The sequence below is a fragment of the Microbacterium xanthum genome (genome assembly GCF_034531355.1).
Classification (GTDB): Bacteria; Actinomycetota; Actinomycetes; order Actinomycetales; family Microbacteriaceae; genus Microbacterium; species Microbacterium xanthum.
Genome location: NZ_JAWHUE010000001.1, coordinates 1028653 through 1054168 on the forward strand (window position 1 = coordinate 1028653; position 25516 = coordinate 1054168).

Genomic DNA, 25516 nt, shown 5'->3' on the forward strand with positions numbered 1-25516 from the left:
TCAGTCGATGACGGCCTGCTTCGCCTTCACCGGAATCATCAGCGCGAGTCCCACGAGCAGGACGAGCGTGATGCCGAGGATGCCGAGGCGCGTGTCGCCGGAGATCGCGACGAACAGGGCGAACAGCCCCGGTGCCATGAACGACACCGCCCGGCCCGTGGTCGCGTAGAGACCGAAGATCTCCCCCTCGCGCCCCGCCGGGGTGATGCGGGCGAGGAACGACCGGCTCGCCGATTGCACCGGGCCGACGAACGCGGTGAGGATGAGCCCGGCGATCCAGAAGCCGATCTGCGCGGTGCCGATGAACAGCACCACCGTGCCGGTCGCGACCAGACCGATCAACGAGGCCATGATGACGTTCTTCGGGCCGAACCGATCGTCGAGTCGTCCGGCGAGGATCGTCGATGCGCCGGCGACGACGTTGGCGGCGACGGCGAAGTAGAGCACCTCGCTCGAGGAGAAGCGGAACACCTGCGCGGCGATGATCGCGCCGAACGTGAACACCCCCGCGAGGCCGTCGCGGAACACCGCGCTGGCGAGCAGGAACATGAGCACCTGCCGGTTCCCCCGCCAGAGCTTCACGAGGGTGCCCCACAGGACGGCGTAGGAGCGGAAGAAACCGACGCGCACGCGTCGCTGCGCCGCCGGGATCTCCGGCACCTTCAGCAGGACCGGCACGGCGAACACGCCGAACCAGACCGCCGATGCCACGACCGCGATCCGGATGTTCAGGCCGTCGTCGGTGGAGACGCCCAGGACTCCGGCGGATCCGTCGGTTCCGAATCCCTGGATGAACAGCACCAGCAGCAGGAGGAGAAGCACGATGCCGCCGACGTAGCCCATGCCCCAGCCGAAGCCGGAGACCCGGCCCATGTTCTTCCGCGTGGAGACCTGCACGAGCATCGCGTTGTAGTTCACGCCGGCGAACTCGAAGAAGACGTTCCCGACCGCGAGGAGCGTGGCGCCGAGGATGAGATACCCCGGGGTGCCCTCGACGAAGAACATCGCCGCCATCGCCCCCACGACCACGAACGTGTTCACGCCGAGCCAGAACTTGCGTCGCCCGCTGCCGTCCGAACGCTGGCCGAGCACCGGGGCGAGGACGGCGATGAGGATGCCGGCGATCATGAGCGCCAGGCCGACGACGCTGGCGTTGTTCGCCAGCGCGGTGACCAGGGCCGGGTCGTCGGCGTCGCCGCCCGCCGCATCCACGATCGCGGGATCGACGAACAGGCTGCTGGCCAGGTAGGTGCTGAAGACGAAGGTCGTCACCACGGCGTTGAAGGCCGCCGACCCCCAGTCCCACAGCGCCCAGGCCAGGACACCGCGTCGGCGCGGCTCGGTGGGGTGCCCGATCGTCGCGGAGGCGTTCTCGGACTCGGGTGACGGGCTCTCGGGGAGGGGCATGTCGGTCACGGTATGACCTTTCGGTGAACGGCCGGTTCCCCGCGGAGGACCAGCGGGGATGGCCTCATGATGCGAGGATGTGGCCATGCCCGTCAACGTCGAGCGCACCGAACTGCCGGGGATCGGCATCCGCCACGATGTCGAGACCGCGGCGGGCCGGCGCCTGTCCGTGATCACCTTCCGCGACGGCGGCCGCGAGATCGCGGTCGCTGATCCGCACGATCCCGACCGTGCCGAGGTCTCGTTGGAGATCACGGACGACGAGGCGACAGCGCTGTCCGAAGTCCTCGGCGGGTCGCTGATCATGACGCAGCTCGCCGGCCTCCGCGAGCAGGTGTCCGGTCTGTCGACGTCTCAGATCCCGGTGCGCGCGGACTCGCCCTACGCGGGTCGACCGCTCGGCGAGACCCGCGCTCGCACCCTGACCCGATGTTCCATCGTCGCGGTCGTCCGCGCCGGAGGCGTCGTGCCCGCGCCGGGGCCTGCCGACGTGCTCAGCGTCGGCGACGCGCTCGTGGCGATCGGAACGCCGTCGGGTCTGGAGATGCTCGCCCGCATCATCGAGGGAAGCTGAGGGGACCCATGGACCACGGCGCGCTCGTGCTCATCGAGCTCGGCGCGCTGCTCCTGGGAATCGCCCTCCTCGGGCGCCTCGCCGGACGCCTCGGCATCTCCCCGATCCCGCTGATCCTGCTCGGCGGTCTCGCCTTCGGGGAGGGCGGGCTGCTGCCCTTCGGCGCCGGGGAGGAGTTCATCGAGGTGGGCGCCGAGATCGGCGTCGTCCTCCTGCTGCTGATGCTGGGGCTGGAGTACACCGCCGACGAGCTCGTCGGGAGCCTGCGCACGTCGCGTCGCGCCGGGGTGATCGACATGCTGCTCAATGCGCTGCCCGGTGTGGCTGTGGGGCTGTTGCTGGGGTGGGGGCCGATCGCGGCGATCGCCTTGGGCGGCATCACGTGGATCTCGTCATCGGGTGTGGTGGCCAAGCTCCTGCAGGATCTCGGGCGACTCACCAACCGCGAGACCCCGGTGGTGCTGTCGATCCTCGTCATCGAAGACCTCGCGATGGCCTTCTACCTGCCGCTGCTGACCGCACTCCTGCTCGGATTGAGCCTGGGGGCGAGCGTCCTCACGGTCGTCATCGCCATCGCCGCTGTGGCCGTGATCCTCTTCGTCGCCCTGCGTCACGGACACGTCGTGTCGCGTCTGGTGTCGTCCCGCAGCGCCGAGGTGCTGTTGCTCACGGTGCTGGGCGTCACCCTCATCGTCGCGGGCCTTGCCGCTCAGGCGAGCGTGTCCTCGGCGGTCGGGGCGTTCCTCGTCGGCATCGCGATCTCGGGCCCGGTCGCCCGACACGCCCAGCAGATGCTCACGCCGTTGCGGGATCTGTTCGCATCGGTGTTCTTCCTCTTCTTCGGTCTGTCCACCGATCCCGCCGACCTGCTGCCGATGCTCGCGCCCGCCCTGGGTCTGGCCGCGGTCACGATGGCCACCAAGCTCGTCACCGGGTACGTGGCCGCCAAAGGTGCCGGGATCGGCGAGGCCGGACGCTGGCGAGCGGGCTTCGCCCTCATGCCGCGGGGCGAATTCTCGATCGTCATCGCGGGGCTCGCGATCGCGGCCGGCGTGGATCGGTCGCTGGCCGCCCTCGCGACGGCGTACGTGCTCATCACGATCATCGCCGGACCCCTTCTCGCGCGCATTCCGGACGCTCGCGGCTTCACGGCGTGGACGGCGAGGCGGATCACCTCGCGCAAAAGTTGAGTCCATGCATATCAAGTTCATTTGACACGGTCGAGTGCGAGGTTTACGCTTGAGTCATCTCGGCTCAGGTCCCTGAGTCGACCCGGACTTTCCGATGACAAACCGGGCCCGCGACCGCCGGCCCCATCCAGAAGGAGAAGACATGCCCCGTGCTGTTGGAATCGACCTCGGTACGACGAACTCCGTCGTCAGCGTCCTCGAGGGCGGCGAGCCCAAGGTGATCGCGAACGCCGAGGGTTTCCGGACGACCCCCTCGGTCGTCGCCTACACCAAGGACGGCGAGGTGCTCGTCGGTGAAACCGCCAAGCGTCAGGCCGTCACCAACGTCGACCGGACCGTCTCCAGCGTCAAGCGCCACATGGGCACCGACTGGGGCTTCGATGTCGACGGCAAGAAGTGGACGCCGCAGGAGATCTCCGCGCGCATCCTCATGAAGCTCAAGCGCGATGCCGAGGAGTACCTGGGTGACAAGGTGACCGACGCGGTCATCACCGTCCCCGCCTACTTCAACGACGCCGAGCGTCAGGCCACCAAGGAGGCCGGTGAGATCGCGGGCCTGAACGTTCTCCGCATCATCAACGAGCCGACCGCGGCAGCCCTCGCCTACGGCCTCGACAAGGGCCAGGAGGACGAGCTCATCCTGGTCTTCGACCTCGGTGGCGGAACCTTCGACGTGTCGCTGCTCGAGGTGGGCAAGGACGACGACTTCTCGACCATCCAGGTGCGCGCCACCTCCGGCGACAACCGCCTCGGCGGCGACGACTGGGACCAGCGCGTCGTGGACTACCTCATCAAGCAGTTCAAGGAGACCACCGGCGTCGACGTCTCCGGCGACAAGATCGCCCTGCAGCGCCTCAAGGAGGCCGCGGAGCAGGCGAAGAAGGAGCTCTCCAGCTCGTCCTCGACGTCGATCAACCTGCCCTACCTCTCGCTGACCGAGTCCGGTCCGGTGTCGCTGTCCGAGACGCTCTCGCGTGCGAAGTTCGAGGACCTCACCAAGGATCTCCTGGACCGCACCAAGAAGCCCTTCGAGGACGTCATCCGCGAAGCCGGCATCAAGGTCGCCGACATCGCCCACGTGGTTCTCGTCGGTGGATCGACCCGCATGCCCGCCGTTGCCGAGCTGGTCAAGAAGGAGACCGGCAAGGACGCCAACAAGGGCGTGAACCCGGATGAGGTCGTCGCCGTCGGCGCAGCCCTCCAGGCCGGTGTCCTCAAGGGTGAGCGCAAGGACGTGCTGCTCATCGACGTCACCCCGCTGAGCCTCGGCATCGAGACCAAGGGCGGCATCATGACCAAGCTCATCGAGCGCAACACCGCCATCCCCACCAAGCGGAGCGAGACCTTCACCACCGCCGACGACAACCAGCCGTCGGTCGCGATCCAGGTCTTCCAGGGCGAGCGCGAGTTCACCCGCGACAACAAGCCGCTGGGCACGTTCGAGCTGACCGGCATCGCCCCGGCGCCGCGCGGCGTCCCGCAGGTCGAGGTCACCTTCGACATCGACGCCAACGGCATCGTCCACGTCTCCGCCAAGGACAAGGGCACCGGAACCGAGCAGTCCATGACGATCACCGGTGGCTCCTCGCTGCCCAAGGACGACATCGACCGCATGGTGCGCGAGGCCGAGGAGCACGCCGCCGAGGACAAGAAGCGCCGCGAGGCCGCCGAGGTGCGCAACCAGGCCGAGACCACGTCGTACTCGGTCGAGAAGCTCATCTCCGAGAACGGCGACAAGCTTCCCGAAGACGTCAAGACCGAGGTTCAGGCCGACGTCGACGCCCTCAAGTCGGCGCTCGCGGGCGACGACGACGAGGCCGTGAAGACCGCCTTCGACAAGCTGAACCAGAGTCAGCAGAAGCTCGGCGAGGCCATCTACCAGGCCACGCAGAACGAGCAGGCCGCTCCGGACGCCGGGGCGTCCGAGGAGCAGGCTTCGACGGAGTCCGATGAGGACGTCGTCGACGCCGAGGTCATCGACGAGGACGAAGAGAAGAAGTAAGCATGCCCAAGGACTTCGAACAGGGACCCGACGAGGTCCCCGAGAACGAGGTCCCCGGCGACGAGGGGTCGGAGGCGCAGGCCTCCGACCCTCAGCCGGAGGATCCGGCCCTGACCGTGGACGACATCCTCGGTGCCGAGCAGTCGGAGGGCGCCGCCGAGGCGGACGCCGCCGAGGACCAGGTGCTCGCCGACCTCGAGTCCCAGCTGCTGGGCGACCTCAAGCGCCTGCAGGCCGAGTACGCCAACTACCGGCGTCGCACCGAGGAGCAGCGCGAGGTCGAGATCGAGCGCGCCAAGGGTTCGGTCGCCAAGGGACTCCTGCCCGTGATCGACGACCTCGACCGCGCCGAGAAGCACGGCGATCTGAGTGAGGGCACGCCCTTCGCGGCGATCGCCGAGAAGCTGCGCGGCGTCGTCGAGCGGATGGGCATCGAGCCCTACGGCGCGGCCGGTGAGGCCTTCGACCCTCAGCACCACGAGGCGATCTTCCAGGCACCCACCCCGGGAACCGAGACCCCGACGATCCTCGAGGTCGTCGAGGTGGGTTACCGCCTGGGTTCTGTCGAGCTGCGCCCGGCCAAGGTCGTGGTCGCCGTTCCGGCGGAGTAGGAGGACACGTGGCGAGTCAGGACTGGTTCGACAAGGACTTCTACAAGGTCCTCGGCGTCTCGAAGGACGTCAGCGACGCCGATCTGAAGAAGACCTACCGCAAGCTCGCGCGCACCTACCACCCCGACTCGAACCCGGGGGACGCCAAGGCCGAGGCGACCTTCAAGGAGATCAGCGAGGCCTACGCCGTGCTGAGCGATCCTGAGCAGCGCCAGGAGTATGACCAGATCCGGGCCATGGGCTCGGGTGCGCGGTTCACCTCCGGCGGGTCGGGTCAGGGCGGCGGCTTCGAGGACGTCTTCTCGATGTTCGGACAGGGCCGCGGCGGAGGCGGTGGCCGTTTCGACGGCGCCGACTTCGACGACATCTTCTCGATGTTCAATCAGCAGCAGGGCGGACGCGGCACGGGCTTCGGTTCAGGCCGATTCGGGCAGCCTTCCGGCGGGTTCCAGGGATTCGGGGGCCCGACGCGGGGGGCGGATGTCACGGCGCGGACGACCATCGACTTCGTCACGGCCACAAAGGGCGAGACGATCACCCTGCAGGGCGAGGACGGCAAGCCGTTCAAGGTCAAGATCCCGGCCGGCGTGCGCGACGGGCAGAAGATCCGCCTCCGCGGGCGCGGACGCCCCTCGCCGGACGGCGGGGAGACCGGCGACATCGTGGTGCAGGTCAGCGTCCGCGCTCATCCGGTGTTCACCCGTGACGGGTTGAACCTGCGGGTGACCGTCCCGGTGACCTTCACCGAGGCCGCACTCGGCGCCACCATCGAGGTGCCCACCCTCGGGGGAGACCCCGTGCGGCTGCGGGTGGCACCGGGGACTCCGTCAGGTCGCGTGCTGCGGGTCAAAGGCCGCGGCGTGCAGACCCAGAAGGGCACCGGCGACCTCCTCGCCGAGGTGCAGGTGGCCGTCCCGTCGCACCTCGACGACGCGGCACGCGAGGCGCTTGCCGCCTACCAGGCGCTCGAGCCCAGGGAGAACCCCCGCGCGGACCTGATGGCCAAAGCGCGAGGCTAGCGTTTCATCCTCCTCCGCCCGCTCGGCGACCGGCTACTTTTGGAGTCAGACGCCGAGCGGGCGCGGCGCAGGACACGGCATGAAAGCGAGGTGAGGACATGGTCGAACCCGACGAGATCGACGAGGATGCCCCGATCCTCGCCATCGCCGGCGCGGCGGAACTCGCGGGCATGCACCCGCAGACCCTCCGCCAGTACGACCGTCTCGGTCTCGTGGTGCCCGCCCGCACCCAGGGCGGTTCCCGTCGCTACTCCCTGCGGCACGTGGCGCAGTTGCAGGAGGTCGCGCGCATGTCGGCCGAGGGGATGAGCCTGCCGGCGATCGCGCGGATCATCGAACTCGAAGACCGGGTCCGCGAACTGCATCTGCGGGTGCGCGACCTCGAAGACCGCATGAGGAGCGAGCTCGAGCGTCGCCCCGGCGCGCGCGTCTTCGCCGCCGGGGCGACCGGGGCGGTCATCTCCTTGAGACACGGAACACGCGTGCGCCGCGCCACCGAGGTCGTGCTGTGGCGCCCGCACCGAGTGTCGCCGCCGACGGAAGCTCCCGACGACTGACCCTGCCGCGGGACGTCGCGGCTCGCTAGGGTGTGGCTCGTGAGCGCACCGGCACCGACCAGACGATCCGAGAAGCTGCGTGCTGCGGCACGGCGTGAGTTCGACGGAACGACCGAGCGGTCGCTCGAATCGCTCTCTCTGAGCGCCGGAGTCGTGGCGTTCGTCGTCGTCGCCCTCGTGACCCTGCCGGTCTTCCGCCTCGAGGCGGCACCCATCGCGGGCCCCGACTCCATCGGACAGTTCGTCGCGGTCGCCTCGGCCACGGTCGCCCTCGTCGCCTTCGGAGCCGGGCGCTACCTGATGCGGCTGAGCGGGCACGGTGCACGGTTGCGCGTGCTCGATTACCTCGACATCGCCGCACTCGCTCTCGCGCATGCGATCATCGCGCTGCTGTCGTGGACGCTCGTGGCAAGCATCATGGAGCGCAGTTTCATCGGCGCCGAGGTGTACCCGCTGCCGCTGATCGCGCTCGCCGGAGCGACGGCGTTCGTCACCGCGTACGCCGTCTTCGCCTCGGCCACGCAGATGGACCTGCCGTTGCTGGCGATCATCCTCGCGGTCTTCCTCGTCGAGGGGGTCGTCACCGCGATGCTCACCGCGAGCGACCCGCAGTGGTGGAAGCTCAACCTCAGCGCACTCGGGATGACCGACGATCTGTCCGCCTACGCGTTCAACATCACACTCATCATCGCCGGGTTCATCGTGACGACCCTCGCCCGCTACGTGACCATCGGCATCCCCACCCCGCATCCGCACGGCGCCCGGAACGTGCGTGTCTCCCTGATCGTCGTCGGGGTCTTCCTCGCCTGCGTCGGAGTCTTCCCCGTCGACGAGTTCTTCCTGCTGCACACCGGTGTCGCGTCCGGGATGGCGGTGGCCTTCGGCGTCGTCGTGATCGCGCTGAAGTGGTGGATCCCGGGGATCGCTCGGGCCTTCCTCGCTCTCGGGTGGGTGTTCGCGGGCGTCATCGTGCTGCTGGCGGTGATGTTCGCCACCGGCGCCTACACGTTGACGGCCGTCGAGCTGGTGGCGGGTGTGATGGTGTTCGCGTGGATCATCCTGTTCATCCGGAACGCCGCGGCACTCCAGGCCGACGCCGCGCGCTGAGCCCGCGCGCACCGGCGGCGAGGCTGCGCCGCGCAGCACCGCGGCGCTCGTAGGCTCGATGCCATGACGTTGGATCGGTGGCATCAGCTCACGTACTGGCCGTTGATCGCCGCATCCCTGGCCTTCATCGTCGCCTACTCGTGGCAGGTGATCGCCGACCTCGGCGGCACGGGGTTCTCGCTGGCGCGGGCGGTCATGATCATGACCTGGATCGTCTTCGCCGTCGACTACCTGGTGCAGCTGTCGCTCGCGCGACCGAGAGGGACGTGGTTCCGCCGGCACCTGTTCGACCTGTGCGTGGTCGTGATCCCCGCGTTGCGCCCCCTGCGCCTGCTGAAGGCGCTCACGGTCCTCCACGTGCTGCAGCGCACCGCCGGGGCGGCCCTCCGGGCGCGCATCGCGGTCTACGGCGCCGGTGCCGCGCTGACCCTCATCTGGGTTGCCGCGCTGACGGTCCTCGAGGCCGAGCGCGATGCCCCCGACGCGAACATCACGTCGTTCGGCGATGCCCTGTGGTGGGCGTTCGTGACGATCACCACCGTCGGATACGGCGACTACACCCCCGTGACCGCATGGGGGCGCGTCATCGCGGTGCTGCTCATGACCGGTGGCATCGCCGTGGTCGGTGTCGTCTCGGCCACCTTCGCGTCCTGGGTGCTCGAGAAGGCCGCCGCCGGCGCGGACGACGCCGGCGAACCGGCCACCCGGGGTCAGATCCGTGCCCTCGCGGCGCAGATCGACGACATCGCGGTGCGGCTCGGGCGCCCCGGCGGCGACGCGTCCTCTCCCGATCAACCCCCGAACCCCTAGCCTGGCACCGTGAGACGCTCCGCCCCCGAACCCGCTCCCGCGCCGCCGCCGGCACTGTCGCCGACGCTGCGCATCCTGCTCGGCCTCGCCGCGGTCGTCGTCGTCCTCGTGGGCCTCTCCCTCGGCCGTGAGATCGTGGGCCCCCTGGTGCTCGGGGCGGTGATCGTCATCATCTGCCAGCCGCTCGCTCCCCTGCTGCGACGGAAGGGCTGGCCCCGATGGGCGGCGACGACCTCGGTGATCGTGCTGGGGTACCTGATCCTCGCCGTCCTCGCGCTCATGCTCGCGTTCGCGGGTGTCCAGTTCGGGCGTCTCGTCCAGGACTTCGCGTCCGACCTGCAGCAGACCGCTCTGGCACTGGTCGACTGGCTTCGCGACCTCGGGATCGACGACCAGATCGCGGCCGCCACCGCATCCCTCCTCGCCCCCTCGACATTGCTGTCGATCGCCTCGTCCATCGGGGGCGGCGTCCTCGCCGCGCTCACCGCGTTCTTCTTCGTGTTGGCGTACGTGATCTTCATGGCCGCCGATGCCTCGCGCTACTCGCGTGCCGAGAGCGCCTTCGGCGCCGGGATCCGCCCGACCGTCGACCGCATCGCGTCCTACAACCGCAGTGTCCGGCGCTACTACGTCGTCAATGCCGCGTTCGGTCTGGTCGTCGCCGTCATCGACGGACTCGCGCTGTGGGCGCTGGGGATCCCGGCGCCCCTCGTGTGGGCGATCCTCGCCTTCGTCACCAACTTCGTGCCGAACATCGGCTTCGTCCTCGGGCTCGTGCCGCCCGCGATCCTTGCGCTCGTCGTCGGCGGGTGGCCGATGATGCTCGTCGTGGTCGCCATCTACTGCGTCGTCAACGTCACGCTGCAGGTGCTGATCCAGCCGAAGTTCGTCAGCGACGCCGTGAACCTGTCCCTCACGCTGAGTTTCTTCTCGGTGATCTTCTGGACCTTCATCATCGGTCCCCTCGGCGCGATCCTCTCCATCCCGCTGACGCTCCTCGTGCGAGCGCTCGTCTTGGAGGGTGATCCGGGCACGCACTGGCTGCGGTGGTTGTCGGGCGACCCGGATGCAGCGATCCCCGCCGGTGGGCCACCGACGGGGATCGCGAAGAAGAAGCGCTGACTCTCAGCCGAGGAGCTTGGCCTTTGCGGCGGCGAACTCGGCGTCCGAGAGCACGCCGGCATCCTTCAGGGCGGCGAGCTTCTGCAGTTCCGCGACGATGTCGACGCCCGCGGCGGGCGCCGGCGCAGCGACGGGCGCAGCGGCAGCCTGCGCCGCTTGCTGCTGGGCGACCGCATCCTGGGCGGCCTGCTGCATCGCGGCCTGCTGCTGCGCAGCCTGATACTGCTGCTGCTCGTACTCCGACTGCTGCTTGCGCTGCCGGCTGTTCGACATCGCGCCGCTGACGGCGTTGGCGGTGCCGGCGACGACCGCGGTGCGGGCGGCGAGGCCGATGAGGCCGGGGCGGCCGACTCTGCGAATGGGCATGATGACTCCTCTTACTCTCCGGCCTCGTCGGCCAGGTCCATGACGGCGTTGACGATGGGGGCGGGGATGCGCTCCGCCGACAGCACGACGGCACCCGAGGCGCTCACGCGCTGGGCCAGCTCGCGCGCATAGCTCAATTCGAGGGCGACGAGCATCGCCGACCCTCCCGGAGGGACGAGTTCGGCGAGCTCGGCGATGTCCTCCTCGCCGGCGATGCCCACCTCGTGCAGCTCGAGGGCGAACTCGTCGGCCTCGATCTCGGCGACGGTGATGTCGCCGTCGCCCGACTTGGAGATCAGCACCAGGTCGAGAAGGCGCATCAGGCCGTTCTCGAGCAGGTCGGACAGGGCTGCCATCGTGCCGGCGTCGGGGCGCTCGCCCTCGAAGCCGACGAGGTAGAGCTCGACGGGGCCGTAACGGAACTCGGGCATGCTGTGCCTTTCTGACGAGGAAGGGTCCTCGCTGAGGCTAGCGCGCCAGGAACACGACGGGTAGACCGCGAGTGAACGCGGTCAGGCCGGATCGATGCGCAGCACGCCCTCGGACTCGCCGACCGTCAGATCGTCGACGATGCGCACGGTCCGCGCGAGGTCATCGATCGACCCGATGACGGTGCCGAAGCGCTCGCGATCGGCGCACACCGCCGTCACGGTCACGAAGTGCGAACCCGTGTCCCACGTGTAGGTCGCGAACGGCGGCGTGCGGGCATCGGCCGGCAACGGCATGGCGAGCTTCTCCCCGACGCCCAGGTGGGGATTGCGGAAGGACTCGGTGTCGTCGTACTCGATCGGCATCATGGCCCGCGCCGCCCGTGCCTGCGACGTCGCCTCCTGCACCTGCGCCATCGCGACCAGCAGATCCGGATCGCTCTTCCACACCCATACCAGCACGCGCCCGTTCGCGCGCTTCATCAGCAGCGGGGTCGCCTGGCTCATCACCCACGCGAGAAATCCGCTTCCCGGACGACCCTCGGCGCCCGCGGCCCGGTTGGCCTGCGTCAAGAGCATCCGGATCGCGGCCTTGCGGTGACGGCGCCCCCGGAATCCCAGGGATCCGGTCACGGGGACCCACAGGTGCTCGTCGGCATCAGCAAGCAGTCGCGGCATGCGCCCAGCGTACGGGGCGCATCCTTCGGTCTCCTGAGCGCGCACGAGGATGCACCCCGCCGCTCCCGGGTCCCGGCGGGTGCTCGGGTACAGTTGACGCGCGCGAGCGGTGCGACCCACCCCGCCGCTTCATCCCGCAGACAGCCGCTGCGCTCCGGCGCCGCACAGATAGGCAGCCCGCACCCCGTGACAGATCCCGCCACGCCCGCTCCCCGCCGCCCGCTCACCGTCGTCATCGGCTGCGACACGTTCGCCCCCGACATCAACGGCGCCGCCCGGTTCGCCGAGCGACTCGCGGCCGGTCTCGTCGGCCGCGGCCACGATGTGCACGTCGTCGCCCCCCACCAGCGCTACCGCCGTGCGCACCCGGGCGTCGAGGTGGTCGAGGGCGCCGAGATGACCGTTCACCGCCTGCCGTCCGTGCGCTGGCCTCCGCACGACTGGTTGCGGTTCGTGTGGCCGTGGCGCTCCAAGCACTATGCGCGGAAGGTCCTCGACGAGGTCAAGCCGGATGTCGTGCACATCCAATCGCACATCATCATCGGCCGCGGGCTGGCGCACGAAGCCAACCTGCGCGGCATTCCCGTCGTGGCCACCAACCACGTGATGGCCGAGAACATCCTCGACTTCACGGTGCTCCCGCAGAAGATCACCGACGCGATCATCCGGTGGGCCTGGGGTGATGCCCAGCGCACGCTCTCGTCCACACGTGCGGTGACCACGCCCACCCGCAAGGCGGCGGACTTCCTCGAGTCGACGATCGACGTGACCGATGTGATCCCGGTCAGTTGCGGCATCGACAAGGCCAACTACACCCCCGACCTCGAACCCCGTGCGGAGAATCGCGTGCTGTTCGTCGGTCGCCTCACCAGCGAGAAGCAGATCGACGTCGTGCTGCGCGCCCTGGCGACCCTGGACCCCGCCCTCGAGGTCGGCTTCGACATCGTCGGTGGCGGCGACCAGCGCAAGAACCTCGAGAACCTCGCCCACGAGCTCGGCCTCGAGGGTCGCGTCGTCTTCCACGGGCACGTCAGCGACGACGAGCTGCGTCGCCTCTATTCCCGCGCGAGCGTGTTCGCGATCGCCTCGATCGCCGAGCTGCAGTCCATCGCCACGATGGAGGCGATGGCCTCGGCGCTGCCGGTCGTCGCCGCCGACGCGGTCGCCCTGCCGCATCTGGTCCACGACGGCGAGAACGGCTACCTGTTCACGCCGGGCGACGTGGAGCAGCTCGCCGCGCGCCTGACCGACGTGCTCACCGCATCGCCCGACGAACGCCGTCGCATGCAGCAGGCCTCGCTGGACGGCGTCGCGGTGCACGACATCAACCGCACGCTCGACACGTTCGAGGCGCTCTACCGCGGCGAACCGCTCCCGGAGTGACCTCGTGCACGTCGTGATGTTCGGCGACCAGCACGTCGCGTCGCTGGGGGGCGCTCAGGTCTCGATGCGGCTGCAGCGGGAGTTCCTCGAGCGCGCCGGCCACGTCGTTTCGATCGTCGCGCCGGCCCTGCACGGTCGGCGCGGTGCCGCGGTCGCCCCCGATCCCGCTCTTCTGGACGTGCCGTCCCTGCCGATCACGATCGACCGGGAGTACTCGCTGTCGTGGCCCGGCGCTCGCGCCGACCGGTGGATCGATGGTGTGCTCGTCGCGCGCCCGCCGGTCGACATCGTGCACGTACAGGCTGACTTCTGGGGAGCCTTCCTCGGGCATCGGTTCGCCGCCCGGCACGATCTCCCGGTGGTGCACACCATGCACAACCGCGTCGACGTCGGCATCGCCGCGACCACTCCGGCGCCCCGAGCGACACTGCGCGCCCTGACGGTGTGGCAGCGGCACGCCATCGCGTCGAAGACGCGTGGGGTGGACGGGTGGACCTATCTGCGACGTTTCGCCGAACGCGCCTCCGCGGTCACCGCCCCGTCCTCGCACTTCGCGCGCCGACTCGAAGCCCACGGCGTCGTCCCCGCGGGCGGGAACGGCGAGGTCGACGTGATCTGGAACGGCATCCACGACGACCTGCTCGACGAGGTGCGTCGGTCCGCGCCGGCGCGAGGGTCGATGCGGCCGCGGCTGGTGTGGCTCGGACGGATGAGTCCGGAGAAGCGACTCCTGCCGTTCCTTCAGGCTTTGGCGTTCACCCGGCCCGACGCCGACGTCGAGATCATCGGCGGCGGCGGCCAGTTGCGCGCCGCGCAGCGATTCGTGACCGCGCACGGCATGGATGCCGCGACCGGGACGAGCGTCGGCTTCGCCGGGCGTCTGCCGTACGCTGAAACGCTGCGTCGCATCCACCGTGCCGACGCCGTCGTGCAAACCTCGATCGGGTTCGAGACGCAGGGCATGACGGTGTTCGAAGCGGCGAGCCTCGGTACTCCCGCCCTGGTCAGCGATCCCGATATCGCCGGCGAGCTCGGCGCCGGCAGGTGGGACGTCGCGGACGGCTCCGTCGAGGCTCTCGGGGAGGCGATCCGCGTCGCCGTGGCCGACATCGCCGCCGGAACCGCCGCCGTCCCCGACGCGGGGGTCGCGGAGGCGTTCCGGCAGTCGTCGCGGACCGCGGCCATGATCGAGGTCTACGACCGCGTCCGCTAGCGCGTTCCGGCGAGACCGGGCCGCGCGACCGAGACCCGGCGGCGCGCACCGCGGTCTCGGACGCGAACCCGGGTCTCGGCTGCCGCGCCGTCGCGCGCGGGAATGCGCGAGGGGTCGGTCGGGAGACGGCGGCGTGCGTCGGTGGCCAGCGACACGAGGGTCGAGACGAGGCCGATAGCGGCGAGGGTGGCGAAAGCGGCGAGAAGGATCATGGCAGAAAACGTACGTCGTGTGAGATACTGCCAAAAGTGGCAGAAGCGACACCGAGCGGTGTGAAACTGCCACTCCGTCTCGAACCTCGGAGGTCGCATGAGAACCGTCGCCTGCATCGTCCAGGAGGGCTTCGCGCCCTTCGAGTTCGGCGTGGCGTGCGAAGCGTTCGGGCTCGATCGCAGCGGGGAAGGCATCCAGAACTTCGACTTCCGCGTCGTCGCCCCCGATCCCGGAGCCGTCTCCTCGAGCATGGCGTTCTCGATCAACGTCGAGCACGACCTGACCTTCGCGTACGAGGCCGACCTGGTCGTCGTCGCACCGATCCCCCGCGAGAAGTGGGGACGCGTCGACGCGCGGGTCCTCGACGTCGTCCGTCATGCCGACGCCCGCGGCGCCTGGCTGCTCAGCGTCTGCAGCGGCGCCTTCATCCTGGCCGATGCGGGCGTGCTCGACGGGCGCCGGGCGACCACCCACTGGATGTACACCGAGACGATGATCGAGATGTATCCGCAGGTCGACATCGACCCGGACGTCCTCTACGTGCAGGACGGTCGCATCATCACGAGCGCCGGCACGGCCGCGGGGCTGGACGCGTGCCTTCATCTTCTCCGGCAGGAGCTCGGAGCCGAGGCGGCGAACTCCATCGCCCGTCGCATGGTCGTCCCGCCGCAGCGCGACGGCGGTCAGGCCCAGTTCATCGCGCGTCCTCTCCCCGAGGTGTCCTCTCTGTCCCTCGCGCCGGTGACGGACTGGATGCTGGAGAACCTGCGAGCCGACCTCACCGTCGATCAGCTCGCCGCGAAGGCGCATATGTCGCCGCGCACCTTTGCGCGTCGGTTCAAGGCCGATCACGGGGTCACACCGGCGGCGTGGCTCGCGCGGCAGCGGGTGATCCAGGCGCAGCGCCTTCTCGAGCGCACCGATCACGGCCTCGATCGCATCGCGGAGGAGTGCGGCTTCGGGTCCGCCGCGGTTCTGCGGCACAACTTCGCCCGTGTCCTCGGCGTGACACCGACCGCCTACCGGGCGCGCTTCGCGTGCATCGACGAGTCGAGCCGGGTGCACTCATCGGCGTCGGTGCCGGCCGCCTGAGGTCGGTTCTCGGGGCGAGGGGCCGGCTCAGCCGCCCGCGGCGTATATCGTGAGGGATGTGACAGACGCGCCTTTCCGAGTGATCGTCGTCGAAGACGACGAGGATGTCGCGCTGTACGTCCAGACGATCCTGCGCCGCCGTCTGTCGTGCGAGGTCGAAGTCCTCCATAGCGCCGACGGGTACGAAGAACGCGAGGCCGGGTTCGATCCCGAGGTCGTCCTCACCGATCTGGAGCTGCCGGGGCGCGGGGGCTACGAGCTTCTCGGCGACATCCGCGCGCGGCGCACCGATCTCGCGATCGTCGTCATGACCGCGCACGCCGGTGGTGAGTACGCTGAGCGTGCCGAACGCCTGGGGGCCGACGGGTACCTCGCCAAGCCCCTGTCGTCGAAGGATCTCGTCGCCACGGTCGAACGGCTCGCCCGCGCGCAGCGGGGAGAAGCGCCTGTGGAAGGGGATTGAGATGGCCAACTCGCCGGATGTCCTGGTGATCGACGATGTCGAGGATCAACGCGAACTGCTGCAGACGCTCTTCACCCGCGCCGGCTGTGAGGTGCGCACCGCGAGCGGGACCGCCGCGGCCGAACCGCTCCTGTCGGCCAAGGCTCCCGACATCGCGGTGGTCGACCTGCTGCTGCGGGGGCGCGACGACGGGTGGAAAGCGATGGAGAGCATCCGGACGATCGCACCGACGGCGAAGATCGTCATCTGCTCGGTTCTCGACCCCGCGCAGTTCCCGGCCGCTGACGCCCATCTGCCCAAGCCCTTCACCGCGGTTCAGGTGCGTCGGGTGCTCGACCAGTTGAAGCCCTCCTGATGACGGCGACGTCGACCGAACGCACGATCGACAGCGGCACAAGCGGTCGCTCGCACCCCGGGCTGTTGCTGTTGCCCACCCTTCTGCTCGTCCTGCTTGCGCTCCCGGCGGTCTTCCTGTTCGGGGCGGGGCAGATCACGGATCCGATCGCCATGTGGAGCGCGGTCGTCGGCCTGGCGCTGCTCGAGGTGGTCGCTGCGGCCGTGCCGTGGCACCGGCTGAATCGCGACTGGGTGGCGATCGTGCCCATCCTCGCGATCTTCGCGATCGGGCTCTTCCGCGTCGGCACCGGCGGGTCGATGTCGATGTTCTCCGTGATCATCCTCCTCCCGATCGTGTGGATCGCCACGCTTCCCGGCCGACGCATGGTCTTCTATGGGATCGCCGCTCTCGTGGTGGCCTTTCTCGGGCCGTACTTCTCGGGGCTCGAGGACTGGGGCAACGGCCAGCTCGTCCGCGTCGTCTTCGTCGCCGTCGTGATCGCCGTGGTCGGCATCGTCGTGAACGAGACCACACGATCGGCCCGGGCGCGGTTGAAGGAGGTCGCCGGACTGTCCGGCGAGCGGGCGCGATTGCTCGACGAGGCCGAGCGCCGGCGGGCGGAGCTGGCCCAAGCCGCCGAAGAGCTCCGCGTGTCCGAGGCATTCGCCACGAGCATCTGGGAGGCGATGGACAACGAAGCCGTCATCGTCACCGACAAGAGCGGCCGCATCGTGGGCTGGGGGCCCGGCGCCGAGCTGCTGCTCGGATACGACGTCGTCGACATCCTCGGTGTCGACGGCGAGCACAGTGGCGAGGAAGCGGTCGGCGACCTCTTCGTCCCGCGTTCGGTGGGACTCGACGGAGCCGACGACAGCATCGCGGACGCGGATGACATCCTGCCGAGGCTGGTCGAGATCGGCCGTTCGGTCGGACAGGGCGAGGGCGACCTGCTCGTGCGTTCGGTCGACGGCGTCGAGATTCCCATCTACCTCACGTGCGCCGAGCGGCGTGTCGGCGACGAGGCCGTCGGATACACCTTCGTCGCGCGCGATGCCCGGCATGCGAAGGAGATCACGCGCCTGAAGGACGAGTTCGTCGGAACGATCTCGCATGAACTCCGCACGCCGCTCAGTTCCATCCTCGGCTACCTCGAACTCGTGATGGAGGAGGAGGAGACCCTCTCCGACGATCAGAAGCGCTTCATCGGCGTGGCCGAACGCAACGCCAACCGGCTGTTGCAGCTGGTCGGAGACCTGCTGTTCATCGCGCAGGTCGAGGCCGGGAAGATCCCGCTCCAGCGCGAGACGGTCGATGTCGCCGCGATCGCCTCGGCGTCCGGCGAGTCGATCCAGCCGGTGGCCGAGCGTGCGGGGGTCACCGTCGCCGTCGAGCTCCCCGAGGGCCCCCTCCACCTGCACGCCGACCCTCGGCGCATCGGGCAATCGATCGACAACCTCGTCTCCAACGCGGTGAAGTTCACTCCCTCCGGTGGGTCGGTCATCGTCGCCGTCGGCCGCGAGGACGGACACGCGATCGTCACCGTCACCGATACCGGCATGGGAATCGACCCCGAAGACCTCGCGCAGCTCAGCGAGCGCTTCTTCCGGTCGAAGATGGCCACGCGCCAGGCGATCAAGGGCGTCGGACTGGGGCTGTCGATCACCAAGGCGATCGTGACCGCCCACGACGGCACGATGTCCGCCACGAGTGCTGTCGGCGAAGGCACGCAGTTCCGCATCGCCCTGCCTGCCCACCACGCCTGAGGGGCGCGAGATGACCCGCACCGACCGGAGATCCGGTCGGTGCTCGCGCATGCTCGCATCCACCTGCTAAAGTTGAGTCAGCAACACTCAACTTTTAAAATCCGCTGATTCAGGAGAAAACATGAACGCCACCCAGATGCCCGGGCAGGAGGAGCAGCAGAGCGCCCTCGAGCAGTTCGGGATCAACCTCACCGACCGCGCACGGCAGGGAAAGCTCGACCCGGTCATCGGTCGCGACTCCGAGATCCGCCGCGTCAGCCAGGTGCTCACGCGGCGCACCAAGAACAACCCCGTCCTGATCGGCGAACCGGGCGTCGGCAAGACCGCCGTCGTCGAGGGACTCGCGCAGCGCATCATCGCCGGCGACGTCGCCGAGTCCCTCAAAGACAAGGAGCTCATCACCCTCGACATCTCCGCGTTGGTCGCCGGAGCGATGTATCGCGGTCAGTTCGAAGAGCGCCTGAAGAGCGTGCTGAAAGAGATCACCGAGTCCGATGGGCGCGTGATCACCTTCATCGACGAACTGCACGTCCTCATGGGCGCCGGCGGTGGGGAGGGATCGGTCGCCGCGGCCAACATGCTCAAGCCCATGCTCGCGCGCGGCGAGCTGCGCCTGATCGGTGCGACCACCCTCAACGAGTACCGCGAGTTCATCGAGAAGGACGCCGCGCTCGAACGCCGCTTCCAGCAGGTGTACGTCGGCGAGCCGACCGTGGAAGACACCGTCGCGATCCTGCGCGGACTCAAGGAACGGTACGAGGCGCACCACAAGGTCGCGATCGCCGACGGCGCCCTCGTGGCCGCCGCATCCCTCTCGCACCGCTATATCCCGAGCCGCCAACTCCCCGACAAGGCGATCGACCTCATCGACGAGGCGGCATCGCGCCTGCGCATGGAGATCGACTCGGCACCCCTCGAGATCGACGAACTGCGCCGCCACGTCGACCGCCTCAAGCTCGAAGAGCTCGCGCTGAAGAAGGAGAAGGACGACGCCGCCAAGGAGCGTCTCGCCGCCCTCCGCGACGACCTCGCTCAGGAGGAGGCCAAGCTCGGCGAGCTGCAGTCCCGGTGGGAGCACGAGCGCGCATCGCTGAACCGCGTCGGTGACCTCAAAACCCGTCTCGACGCGGCGCGGATGGAAGCCGAACGTGCCCAGCGCGAGGGGAACCTCGAGAAGGCATCCCGTCTGCTCTACGCCGAGATCCCCGCCCTCGAGCGGGGTCTGCTCGAGGCCGAGCGTGAAGAGCCCTCCGGTGAGCGCATGGTCGGAGACCAGGTCACCGAGACCGACATCGCCGGTGTCATCGCCGCCTGGACCGGCATCCCCGTCGGGCGTCTCATGCAGGGTGAGACCGAGAAGTTGCTGCACCTCGAACAGGAGCTCGGCAAGCGGCTCATCGGGCAGAAAGACGCGGTCAAGGCCGTCTCCGACGCGGTGCGCCGCTCGCGCGCCGGTATCAGCGACCCCGACCGACCGACCGGCTCGTTCCTGTTCCTCGGGCCCACCGGTGTCGGCAAGACCGAATTGGCCAAGGCGCTCGCGGAGTTCCTCTTCGACGACGAGCATGCGATGGTCCGCATCGACATGTCCGAATACGGGGAGAAGCACTCCGTCTCGCGTCTGGTCGGTGCCCCTCCCGGATACGTCGGCTACGAACAGGGGGGTCAGCTGACCGAAGCCGTGCGTCGTCGGCCGTACTCGGTCGTGCTGCTCGACGAGGTCGAGAAGGCGCACCCCGAGGTCTTCGACGTGCTGCTGCAGGTCATGGACGACGGTCGCCTCACCGACGGCCAGGGCCGCACGGTCGATTTCAAGAACGTCATCCTGATCCTCACATCCAATCTCGGTTCGCCCATCCTGATCGACCCGACCCTGTCGGTCGAGCAGAAGCGCGAGCAGGTGCAGGGGCTCGTGCGGCAGGCGTTCAAGCCCGAGTTCGTCAACCGCCTCGACGACATCGTCATCTTCCAAGCGCTCACCGAAGACGACCTGGCCCAGATCGTCGAGCTCGCCGTCGACGCGCTGCAGCGACGTCTGAAGGATCGCCGGCTCGCGCTCGCGGTCACGCCCGACGCGCGGACGTGGCTGGCAGAGCGCGGCTACGACCCGGTGTTCGGTGCGCGGCCGCTGCGTCGGCTCATCCAGTCGGAGGTGCAGGACCGTCTCGCGATGGCGCTGCTGTCGGGTCACGTGCGCGACGGCGACGTCGTGCGGGTCGACATGGCCGCCGACGGCTCGTCGCTCGTGCTCACGAGCGACGGCCCGCCCGCGGCGCCCGAGGACAGTGAGGACGACGACGTGATCGACGCCGAGATCGTCGACGACTGATCGTCGCCGCGGCCGGAGGCGCACCGGCCGCGGCACGGGCGGGTAGCGTGCAACCATGGACGCCGCCGACAGACGCCGACGAAGCCCCGGGCGGGTGCTCGCTGCGCTGGCGGGGTCGTCCCACCCGGGCCCGACCGTCGTGGTCACTCTTCTCGCCCTCGCCCTCGGGATCGCCGCGGGAGTGTCGGCGGTCGACCTGATGCTGCTGGTGTCGGCTGTGCTGTTCGGCCAACTGTCGGTCGGCATCTCCAACGACGTGCTCGATGTGCGGCGCGACCGCGCTGTGGGGCGATCCGACAAACCCCTCGCACGTGGAGACGCCTCGCCCGGACAGGCGTGGGCCGCGGCCGTCATCTGCCTGATCCTCGCGCTCGGACTCTCCGCGATGATCGGGATCGGGATGCTGGCCGCCCACGCCGTGTTCCTCGCCTCGGCGTGGGCGTACAACGCCGGTCTGAAGGCGACGCCGATCTCGATCGTGCCGTTCATCGTCGGATTCGGCGTGTTCCCCTCCCTCGCGCCGCTCTCGGCGGAACCGCCGGCGCCCGCCGCGCCCTGGGCCTGGATCGCCGGTGGGGCGCTCGGTGCGGCCATCCATCTGGTGAACGTGCTGCCCGACCTCGACGACGATGCGCAGACCGGGATCCGAGGCTTCCCGCACATGATCGGGGCCCGTGCCTCGGCGCTGCTCGCGATCGGCGGACTGTTCGTCGGTGACGTCGCGGCCCTCATCGGCCCGGTCGGCGGCGATCTGTCGGCCGTGACGCCCGTGGCCGCAGGTTTTCTCGTCGCCGCACTCGCCCTCACCGTCGTGACGGTGATCGTCGCGTTCGCGCGTCCCCGGGCGCGCGTGCTGTTCACGCTCGTGATGGCCGCCGCTCTGCTGTTGGCGGTGCAACTCATCGCCACCGGCGGCTCTCTCGCCTCCTGACACCCGCGGTCCGCGCCGCCCCGCGCCGGTCCGGGGATGTCGGAAGATCGAGCCGATGTCGGATGATCCGCGCCGAATCCTCCGACATCGACGTGATTCTCCGACATCGGCGTGATCCCCTGACCGTGAGCGCGTCGAATCAGGCGTCCGCGTCGAAGCCCATCGCGTAGGCGTGCGCGAAGACCGCGGACGCCGGCGAGGCGAGGAGCGCGCGCAGCGCCCCCATCCGCAGTCGGTGCGCTCGGGGCGAGGCCGGCCGCCCGAGAGCGGTGTTGGCCGCCGCGATGGCCGCGGACAGCCGCGCCGATCGCACCCGGCGGCGCTCCCATGCGTCCAGGCGCGGGGGCGGGCTGCCGGTCCGCATCCACTCGGCGAGGAGCGGTGCGAGGGTGACCGCATCCAGCAGCCCGAGGTTCATTCCCTGCCCGCCGATCGGACTGACCTCGTGCGCCGTGTCGCCGACGGAGAGGACGCGACCATGTCGCAGGCGCGGGGCGATCACCCGGCGGACGCCGAATGCGCTCGCGGCCGTGACGCCTTCCCCGGCCTGCGCCTCGCCGCGCACGGCCATCGCCTCACGCAGTCGCGCGGCGCGGGTGGCGGGGGTGTCGGCCTCGTGCGGCGCGGCATCCCACGCCACGAACCGGCGCAGGCCGTCGGGGAGGGGGAAGGACTCCAGCACGCCGGCGGGATCCAGGTGCACCGCGGCCACCGAGGTATCGGCGTCCATGGCGGCGGTCGCATCCGTCATCAGGTAGCGGTCGGGGTACTCGTGGCGGCTGAGCGCGCCGGCACGGTAGACCAGGTCGCGTCCGCCGGATCCGGTCGCCGCGACGACGACCCGGGCGTCGCGTTCCGAGATGTGACCGGCGACAGCGGCGCGAACCCGCACGTGGTCGGATCCCTGGTGCATCGCCGTCACGGTGGCGCCGCGAACCGGGTCGGGTGCGCCCGTCGACAGCACCGCCTCGGTCGCGGCCTGCGGCAGGGTGGCGACGAACGGGAACCGGCGGGAGAGCCGGTCGAAGCGCACCACCCCGACGACATCCCCCCGGCAGCGGGCTTCGCCGCGCGCGACGCGGGCGGCGTGGCCGAGCAGATGCTCGGTCGTCCCGGAGGCCTCGAGGGCGGCGAGCACCGGCGAGTGGATGCCGATGGCGCGGGTGCCGGCCCCGGCTGCCGGTCGGCGCTCGAGCAGTTCGACGTCGACGCCGTGGCGGGCAAGCTCGCCCGCGAGCAGCATGCCGACCGGTCCCGCGCCGACGACGATGACCTCACGCACGGCCGCGCCCTTCGGCCAGCACCCGGAACGGTGCCGGCGTCGACACCCGCCACGCCCCGGGCGAGTCGGCCAGCGCGGTCCGCAGCTCATCGGGGGTGAAGCTGCGGCGGATGGACCGGAGGCCGTCGGTGCGAAGGAAGGTCCCGGCGGCGAGCGGGGTGATCCCCACCGCGTAGAGCCCGTAGGCGAGACGGCCGCGAGCGATGTCGCCGTGCAGCACGATGCCGCGCGAGAGCTCGACGGATGCGTCGACGACAGCGGGGAGCGCATCTCCGAGGTGGTGGAGGACGTGATTGGAGACGACCACGTCGAAGCGCTCGCCGCGCTCGACCAGCGCGGCGGCGTCGGCGCACTCGAAACGCTCGCCGGGGTGACGGGTCACGCCGGTCGCAACCGCGTGCGCCCGCGGATCGGGATCGACTCCGAGCACATCGACCTCGAGTCCGTCGCGGCGGGTGGCCGCGGCGAGGCGTCGGACCAGATCGCCGCCGCCCGACCCGAGGTCGAGCACGCGGGCGGGACGTCCGAGGCCGGCCAGATGGGGGCGCATCCGCGTTCGGTACACCGTCCCCCAGCCCGAGACGAGTCGGTTGACCAGATCGAACCGTCGCAGGGTCGCGGCCAGACGTGCCGGGTCGCAGTCGGGGTCGTCCATCAGCTCGACGAGCTCCTCGTCGCGCAGACCGAGGTTCATGGATGCGTCCGCTTCGTCATCCGGGCCGATTCGACCGTGAGCCCCGGCCCGAACGCGAGCGCTCCCACCGCCGCTCCGTCGGCGAGGTCGCCGTGCAGGATCTCGCGGAGGATGAACAGCAGCGTCGCGCTCGACATGTTGCCGTGCGTCCGCAGCACGTGCCGGGAGAGGGTGAGCGCGGCGGCATCCAACCCCAATCCCGATTCGACCCGGTCCAGGACGCTGCGACCGCCGGGGTGGACGGCCCACGCGTCGACGCTGTGGAGGAGCGGGCCGATCGCGTCCCGGATCTCGCGACCGATGATGCGCGGGACGTCGGCCGACAGGATCATGTCGAAGCCGTGATCGCCGATCGTCCAGGTCATGTCGGTCTCACCCTCGGTCGTGAGGGTCGTCGCGAATCCGTCGAGTTCCAGACCGCCGGGTCGACCCGCGGCGGGGTCTCCGGTGATGACGGCCGCAGCGGCACCGTCGCCGAAGACCGACGCCGCCACGATCTGCTGGGGGTCGTTCGAGACGCGGATGTGCAGGGAGCACAATTCCGCACTGGCGACCAGGACCACCGCATCCGGATCGGCGCGGGCGATCCGTTCGGCGGCGCGGATCGCGGGCAGCGCCGCGGCGCAACCGATGAAGCCGAGATGGTAGCGCTCGGCCTCGCGGCGGATGCCGAGGTCGCGCACGAGCCGGTAGTCGGGCCCGGGTGCGAAGAACCCCGTGCACGAGACGGTGATGACGTGGGTGACCTCGGCCGGGGCGACCTCGGCGTCGCGGAGGGCGGCGCGCGCTGCGGCGGCATAAAGTCCGGGGGCCTCGCGGATGTAGAGGTCGTTGCGCGCACCGGTGCCCGGAGCATGGAGTGTGCCGGCGGCATCCCGGAACAGGACGTCTCCGGGAGCGGGGTCGCCGGCCGTGGCGAGTTGGGAGACGACGCTGTGCCGGGTCTGGATATCGGCGGCGTCGAAGGCGGCGTGGATGAGGCGTTGCGTGAGCCGCGTGGTCCCGGGCTGCGCGGTGAACATGTCGCGCACGTCGTTCTGCGCGAGGCGTACGGGAGGCACGGTGGTGCCGATCGCAACGATCCGAGGGGCCATGTGCCACTCTAAGCATGCCCTGGACGGCCGCGGGCGAGGGTTGCGCGAAGCGTCATCCGCCGTTCGCCTTGTCCCGCGCGTCCGCCGTCCCCGCCCGGCGATGTCGGAGAATCGCGCCGATGTCGGAGGATCTGCGGCGAATTCTCCGACATCGGGCTGATTCTCCGACGACGCGCGGGGTGGCAGGCGCAGGTGCGGGTCAGGCGTCGACGATGACCGAGGCCTCGAGCGCGCGACGGGTGCGCGGGGCGTTCTCGCGCTGGCGCAGCTCGTTCGAGATGCCGTCGTGGGATCCGAGGGTGCCGACGGCGATGATCGTCACCGGCTCGAGGTTCTCGGGCAGCTCGAACGCGCGGGCGACCGCGTCATGGTCGAATCCGCCCATCTGATGTGTCGCGAGGCCGGATGCGTGCGCCTGCAGGCTGAAGTACGCCGATGCCTGACCGGTGTCGTACTCGGCCCATCGCTGCGGGGTGCCGTCCTCGCGGGCGGTCTCGGCGACGAAGACGACGAGGGCGCCGGCGTCACGCGCCCAGGCCTTGTTGAACCCGCCGAGGGCGTCGACGAGGGTGGCGTGCGGCGCCGATCCCCGCCGCGCGACGATGAAGCGCCACGGCTGGGAGTTGTTGGCCGACGGCGCCCAGCGCGCGGCCTCGAGGGCGGCGGCCAGTGCGGCGTCGTCCAGGGCCGTGTCGGTGTCGAACACGCGCGTGCTCCAGCGTTCGGCGATCACGTCGAGAACGGGGTGATCGGTGTCGGCGGTGCGGTCCTGCAGCAGTGTCATGGGGTCTCGATTCTCCAGGGGAACGGATTCTGCCGGCGGGCTCCGGTCGTCCGTCGGAGCAGTGCAA

Annotated in this window: 26 protein-coding genes; 17 read left to right on the forward strand and 9 right to left on the reverse strand. The window is 69.8% G+C overall.

What is annotated here, in order from left to right; genetic code table 11:
- Positions 1 to 1407 (reverse strand): MFS transporter, encoded by a 1407-nt coding sequence (locus RZO50_RS04945; protein ID WP_322598557.1) that lies wholly within the window; start codon positions 1405 to 1407, stop codon positions 1 to 3.
- Positions 1408 to 1492: 85 nt separating this feature from the next.
- Here RZO50_RS04945 and RZO50_RS04950 point away from each other — a divergent pair, with 85 nt between their 5' ends.
- From RZO50_RS04950 to RZO50_RS04990, 9 genes are all read left to right on the forward strand, one after another.
- The gene (locus RZO50_RS04950) at positions 1493 to 1981 is read left to right on the forward strand and encodes a cation:proton antiporter regulatory subunit (RefSeq protein WP_322598558.1); all 489 of its coding nucleotides are present in this window, start codon (positions 1493 to 1495) and stop codon (positions 1979 to 1981) included.
- A gap of 8 nt (positions 1982 to 1989) precedes the next feature.
- A complete protein-coding gene (locus RZO50_RS04955) occupies positions 1990 to 3171 on the forward strand; it encodes a cation:proton antiporter (protein WP_322598559.1) in 1182 nt (393 codons plus the stop codon).
- Between the two features lie 142 nt (positions 3172 to 3313).
- Positions 3314 to 5173 (forward strand): molecular chaperone DnaK, encoded by a 1860-nt coding sequence (gene dnaK, locus RZO50_RS04960; protein WP_322598560.1) that lies wholly within the window; start codon positions 3314 to 3316, stop codon positions 5171 to 5173.
- A 2-nt stretch (positions 5174 to 5175) separates the two neighbouring features.
- A complete protein-coding gene (locus RZO50_RS04965) occupies positions 5176 to 5784 on the forward strand; it encodes a nucleotide exchange factor GrpE (protein ID WP_322598561.1) in 609 nt (202 codons plus the stop codon).
- 8 nt (positions 5785 to 5792) lie between these two features.
- On the forward strand, positions 5793 to 6803 hold the full coding sequence (locus tag RZO50_RS04970) for a DnaJ C-terminal domain-containing protein (RefSeq protein ID WP_322598562.1): 1011 nt from the start codon (positions 5793 to 5795) through the stop codon (positions 6801 to 6803).
- 98 nt (positions 6804 to 6901) lie between these two features.
- Entirely contained in the window at positions 6902 to 7360 is a 459-nt protein-coding gene (locus tag RZO50_RS04975) for a heat shock protein transcriptional repressor HspR (protein ID WP_322598563.1), read from the forward strand.
- Between the two features lie 39 nt (positions 7361 to 7399).
- Entirely contained in the window at positions 7400 to 8467 is a 1068-nt protein-coding gene (locus tag RZO50_RS04980; protein WP_322598564.1) for a DUF998 domain-containing protein, read from the forward strand.
- Between the two features lie 63 nt (positions 8468 to 8530).
- A complete protein-coding gene (locus RZO50_RS04985; protein ID WP_322598565.1) occupies positions 8531 to 9277 on the forward strand; it encodes a potassium channel family protein in 747 nt (248 codons plus the stop codon).
- Positions 9278 to 9286: 9 nt separating this feature from the next.
- Complete coding sequence (locus tag RZO50_RS04990; protein WP_322598566.1) at positions 9287 to 10399, forward strand: AI-2E family transporter; 1113 nt, start codon at positions 9287 to 9289, stop codon at positions 10397 to 10399.
- 3 nt (positions 10400 to 10402) lie between these two features.
- Here the strand turns inward: RZO50_RS04990 and RZO50_RS04995 are convergent, their stop codons facing one another.
- The 3 genes from RZO50_RS04995 to RZO50_RS05005 all read right to left on the reverse strand — a co-directional run bounded on the left by RZO50_RS04995 (position 10403) and on the right by RZO50_RS05005 (position 11871).
- Positions 10403 to 10765 carry an SHOCT domain-containing protein gene (locus tag RZO50_RS04995; RefSeq protein WP_322598567.1) on the reverse strand — a complete coding sequence of 121 codons (363 nt, stop codon included), beginning with the start codon at positions 10763 to 10765 and terminating at the stop codon, positions 10403 to 10405.
- Positions 10766 to 10776: 11 nt separating this feature from the next.
- Entirely contained in the window at positions 10777 to 11196 is a 420-nt protein-coding gene (locus RZO50_RS05000; RefSeq protein WP_322598568.1) for a DUF6325 family protein, read from the reverse strand.
- Between the two features lie 81 nt (positions 11197 to 11277).
- Complete coding sequence (locus tag RZO50_RS05005; RefSeq protein WP_322598569.1) at positions 11278 to 11871, reverse strand: hypothetical protein; 594 nt, start codon at positions 11869 to 11871, stop codon at positions 11278 to 11280.
- A gap of 186 nt (positions 11872 to 12057) precedes the next feature.
- Here RZO50_RS05005 and RZO50_RS05010 point away from each other — a divergent pair, with 186 nt between their 5' ends.
- A complete protein-coding gene (locus tag RZO50_RS05010) occupies positions 12058 to 13254 on the forward strand; it encodes a glycosyltransferase (protein WP_322598570.1) in 1197 nt (398 codons plus the stop codon).
- A 4-nt stretch (positions 13255 to 13258) separates the two neighbouring features.
- Entirely contained in the window at positions 13259 to 14467 is a 1209-nt protein-coding gene (locus tag RZO50_RS05015; protein ID WP_322598571.1) for a glycosyltransferase family 4 protein, read from the forward strand.
- On the opposite strand, the gene RZO50_RS05020 is transcribed toward RZO50_RS05015, so the two are convergent.
- The gene (locus tag RZO50_RS05020; RefSeq protein WP_322598572.1) at positions 14464 to 14679 is read right to left on the reverse strand and encodes a hypothetical protein; all 216 of its coding nucleotides are present in this window, start codon (positions 14677 to 14679) and stop codon (positions 14464 to 14466) included. The two genes, RZO50_RS05015 and RZO50_RS05020, sit on opposite strands and share 4 nt — an antisense overlap.
- Before the next feature lie 97 nt (positions 14680 to 14776).
- Between RZO50_RS05020 and RZO50_RS05025 the strand changes: the two genes are divergently transcribed.
- From RZO50_RS05025 to RZO50_RS05050, 6 genes are all read left to right on the forward strand, one after another.
- On the forward strand, positions 14777 to 15772 hold the full coding sequence (locus RZO50_RS05025; protein WP_322598573.1) for a GlxA family transcriptional regulator: 996 nt from the start codon (positions 14777 to 14779) through the stop codon (positions 15770 to 15772).
- A gap of 58 nt (positions 15773 to 15830) precedes the next feature.
- Positions 15831 to 16235 (forward strand): response regulator, encoded by a 405-nt coding sequence (locus tag RZO50_RS05030; protein ID WP_322598574.1) that lies wholly within the window; start codon positions 15831 to 15833, stop codon positions 16233 to 16235.
- A 1-nt stretch (position 16236) separates the two neighbouring features.
- A complete protein-coding gene (locus tag RZO50_RS05035; protein ID WP_322598575.1) occupies positions 16237 to 16590 on the forward strand; it encodes a response regulator in 354 nt (117 codons plus the stop codon).
- Complete coding sequence (locus tag RZO50_RS05040) at positions 16590 to 18335, forward strand: sensor histidine kinase (protein ID WP_322598576.1); 1746 nt, start codon at positions 16590 to 16592, stop codon at positions 18333 to 18335. The genes RZO50_RS05035 and RZO50_RS05040 overlap by 1 nt, the downstream gene beginning before the upstream one ends.
- A gap of 121 nt (positions 18336 to 18456) precedes the next feature.
- Complete coding sequence (locus RZO50_RS05045; RefSeq protein ID WP_322598577.1) at positions 18457 to 20664, forward strand: ATP-dependent Clp protease ATP-binding subunit; 2208 nt, start codon at positions 18457 to 18459, stop codon at positions 20662 to 20664.
- A 55-nt stretch (positions 20665 to 20719) separates the two neighbouring features.
- A complete protein-coding gene (locus RZO50_RS05050) occupies positions 20720 to 21595 on the forward strand; it encodes a UbiA family prenyltransferase (protein ID WP_322598578.1) in 876 nt (291 codons plus the stop codon).
- A 139-nt stretch (positions 21596 to 21734) separates the two neighbouring features.
- Here the strand turns inward: RZO50_RS05050 and RZO50_RS05055 are convergent, their stop codons facing one another.
- The 4 genes from RZO50_RS05055 to RZO50_RS05070 all read right to left on the reverse strand — a co-directional run bounded on the left by RZO50_RS05055 (position 21735) and on the right by RZO50_RS05070 (position 25449).
- Positions 21735 to 22877 carry an FAD-dependent oxidoreductase gene (locus tag RZO50_RS05055; protein ID WP_322598579.1) on the reverse strand — a complete coding sequence of 381 codons (1143 nt, stop codon included), beginning with the start codon at positions 22875 to 22877 and terminating at the stop codon, positions 21735 to 21737.
- Entirely contained in the window at positions 22870 to 23571 is a 702-nt protein-coding gene (locus RZO50_RS05060; RefSeq protein ID WP_322598580.1) for a methyltransferase domain-containing protein, read from the reverse strand. Before RZO50_RS05060 ends, RZO50_RS05055 begins: the two co-directional genes overlap by 8 nt.
- Positions 23568 to 24665, reverse strand: a complete 1098-nt coding sequence (locus RZO50_RS05065) for a type III polyketide synthase (protein ID WP_322598581.1) — start codon at positions 24663 to 24665, stop codon at positions 23568 to 23570. The genes RZO50_RS05060 and RZO50_RS05065 overlap by 4 nt, the downstream gene beginning before the upstream one ends.
- A gap of 199 nt (positions 24666 to 24864) precedes the next feature.
- Positions 24865 to 25449 carry a nitroreductase family protein gene (locus RZO50_RS05070; protein WP_322598582.1) on the reverse strand — a complete coding sequence of 195 codons (585 nt, stop codon included), beginning with the start codon at positions 25447 to 25449 and terminating at the stop codon, positions 24865 to 24867.
- Between the last annotated feature and the right edge of the window lie 67 nt (positions 25450 to 25516).